The 2,768-nt window shown below is 69.3% G+C and carries 3 protein-coding genes; 1 reads left to right on the top strand and 2 read right to left on the bottom strand.

The features are described from left to right. Together ACWIF2_RS40500 and ACWIF2_RS40495 are read right to left on the bottom strand one after the other, a co-directional pair. Positions 1-834 (bottom strand): carbonic anhydrase (locus tag ACWIF2_RS40500; RefSeq protein WP_454366690.1); only part of this gene is annotated, 834 nt, incomplete at its 3' end. A gap of 193 nt (positions 835-1,027) precedes the next feature. Then, positions 1,028-1,384: a MerR family transcriptional regulator gene (locus tag ACWIF2_RS40495; RefSeq protein WP_037673837.1), complete on the bottom strand. Its 357-nt coding sequence runs from the start codon at positions 1,382-1,384 to the stop codon at positions 1,028-1,030. Between the two features lie 310 nt (positions 1,385-1,694). Here ACWIF2_RS40495 and ACWIF2_RS40490 point away from each other — a divergent pair, with 310 nt between their 5' ends. Then, positions 1,695-2,603 carry an NADP-dependent oxidoreductase gene (locus tag ACWIF2_RS40490; protein ID WP_454366687.1) on the top strand — a complete coding sequence of 303 codons (909 nt, stop codon included), beginning with the start codon at positions 1,695-1,697 and terminating at the stop codon, positions 2,601-2,603. The last annotated feature ends 165 nt before the right edge of the window (positions 2,604-2,768 follow it).

Genomic DNA, 2,768 nt, shown 5'->3' with positions numbered 1-2,768 from the left:
CATTTCAGCCCGGCCTCGAGCACCGTCCAGCGCGAGCTGTCGATCATGATCGGCAGCCGGGCGACCTCGGGTTCGGTGGCGATGAGGTTCAGGAACGTGGTCATCGCCCACGATCGCCAGCTTGCCTGTGGTGATCTTGGCGGCGAGGTCCGGCTCCGCTTCCAGCTTGGAGCGTACGAACCTGACATTGGCGTCGACGGTCGCGTCGATGCGGGCGTCGCCTTCCTTGCTGTGGTCTATGGCCGGACGTATCTGGTCGGCCAGGTACTGGATGTGCGCGGGCAGGTGGTTCCCGGACTGCTCGGCCTCGACAGCGGCGCGCACCGCGCCGCACGACTGGTGCCCGAGCACGACGACCAGGGGTATGCCGAGTTCCAGAACGCCGTAGGCGACGCTGCCGAGCACGGCCTCGTCCAGGACCTCACCGGCCGTGCGCACGGTCATCAGGTCACCCAGCCCCTGGTCGAAGACGAGTTCCGGGGGGACGCGGGAGTCGATACAGCCGAGCACGACCGCGAAGGGGTGCTGGGCTGTGACCAACGTGCGCCGGATCGCCGGGGTTTCGTGCGGGTGGCGTTCGCGGTAGGCACGCCAGCGACGGTTGCCCGCGGCCAGCTCTTTGAGGGCCTCGGCCGGGGTGCTCGGCCTTGAGCCTCGGGTGGGGGCGGCGGTGGCCGGCCGGGCGGCGCCGACGCCCGCGCCGAGGGCTGCGGCTCCGGTCAGCGCGGTGCGCAGGAGAGTGCGGCGGACGGTGCCGCCGTTGGTCGGCCGTGGACCGGCGAAGGGGTGCGGTTCACGGCCGGCGCCTCTGTGGGCAGCGGAATCTGTGTTCACGACCAGAACGTATGCCCGAGTTCGGGCCCGGCCGCGATCCTTGCCGATTCATGGTGAGAGTTGGGTAAGTGATGTTCTTACCTTGAACGGCTCTTGACGGTCCCTCAGACTTGAGAACCCGTCTTTGAACCTGCTTGTACACAACATCGTTCATGGCGGGTACGTCGGGGCCCCACCCCTCGCGACGGGTTGATCAGTCCTGCGCCACGTTCGCCGCGGTCACATTCTCGATCACGCGGCCGAGTTTGGTCTTGGCCCGGGTCAGGTCCTGGATGCGTGCGGCGATGCGGTCGCGTTCGATGATGAGCTGGTCGAGCATGGCGGGGGTCGCGACGCCGGTACTCACGCACGGCAGGAGTTCGACGACGGTACGGCTGGAGAGGCCGGCCGCGAAGAGGTCCTGGATGAGTTGGACCCGCTCCAGGGCTTCGTCGGGATAATCACGCTGCCCACCGGGCGTCCGCGTCGATTCCAGGAGCCGCTGTTCCTCGTAGTAGCGCAGGGCCCGCACGCTGACCCCTGACCGCCTGGCGAGCTGTCCGATGCGCATGACGCAGGCCACTCCCTCCCGCTCGTACCTCACGTTGACGTCAGGTTCAGGCTAGCAATACCGGCTCCGGGGGCAGCCCTGAGGGCTGATCGAACCGTTGCCCGAGGGCGTTCACGCGGTTCACGTACGCACGGCAGTCCGCGCACGCCCCCACGCTCACCCCTGCCCGCTCGGCAACCTCACCCATCCGCGCCTGCCCTCCTCCGGCCGGGCGGCAATGCGGCTTGCACCTCACGTCAACGTCAGGTTCTAGAGTGACGAGCGTCCGATGAACACGTCATTTCGGCCCGTCAACGTAAGGCAGACCATTATGCGCGCAGCCCGGTTCCACGAATACGGCGGAGCGGAGAACCTGGTGATCGAGCAGGCCCTCGACCCCCACCCCGGACCCGGTGAGATTCGTGTCCGCGTCGCGGCGGCCAGCGTCAATCCCATCGACTGGAAGCTGCGCTCCGGCGCCCTACGCCAGTTCTTCCCTCTGGATCTGCCCAACATCCCCGGGCGCGACGGCGCCGGTGTGGTCGACGAGATCGGCGACGGGGTGCAGGGGGTGAGCATCGGCGATCGGGTCTTCGGGCTGGGCGGCGTCACCGGCGCGACCGCGGAGCTGCTCATCCTTTCGGCCTGGGCGCACACCCCCGCCACGTGGAACGACGAGCAGGCCGCGGGCGCCGGTCTCGCGTCCGTGACCGCGATGCGTGGGCTCGACGCGCTCGGCCCCCTCGCGGGGCGCACCCTCCTCGTCGAGGGCGCCGCCGGAGGCGTGGGCAGCGCGGCGGTCGAGATCGCCGTGGCGCAAGGTGTCGGCACCGTGATCGGGACAGCCAGCGAACGCAACCACGAGTTCCTCACCTCTCTCGGCGCCGTTCCCACCACCTACGGCCCCGGCCTCGCACAGCGCCTCGCCACCCTCGCTCCGCACGGCGTAGACATAGTGCTCGACACCGCGGCCTCCGGCTCCCTGGACGACCTCGTCGCGATCGCGGGCGACCCGAAGCGCGTCGCGACGGTCGCCGACCACGCGCGCGGGCAGCGCCTGGGCACACATGTGGCCGACGCGGTGAACGACTCCACTCTCCTGTCCGCGGCGGCGGAACTGGGCGGGCAAGGCCGCTACACACCCCGTATCGAACAGGCCTACCCCCTGGAGCGGATCGCCGACGCCCACGCGCACGCCGAGCGCGGACGCACCCGAGGAAAGATCGTGATCTGCATCTGAACAGGCCCACGAGGTAGGTAACTCGCAGCGTGCGGGCCTGCGTGGCGAGCGTGCCCTCGATACGTAGAGAAAAGCAGGACGCCCGGCCCGGCCTTCGCGGGCCGGGCCGGACGTCCTGTCAGGCGAGGGTGATCAGACCAGGTCGAACCGGTCCAGGTTCATGAC

This window comes from Streptomyces sp. NPDC055506 (assembly GCF_053643595.1).
The sequence above is the reverse complement of the archived record's forward strand: the minus strand, read 5'-3'. Positions and strand labels throughout refer to the sequence as shown.

Excerpts from the sequence above, each read along its gene's own strand:
- ACWIF2_RS40495 (WP_037673837.1), bottom strand. The coding sequence starts at position 1,384 with ATGCGCATCGGACAGCTCGCCAGGCGGTCAGGGGTCAGCGTGCGGGCC.
- ACWIF2_RS40490 (WP_454366687.1), top strand. The coding sequence starts at position 1,695 with ATGCGCGCAGCCCGGTTCCACGAATACGGCGGAGCGGAGAACCTGGTG.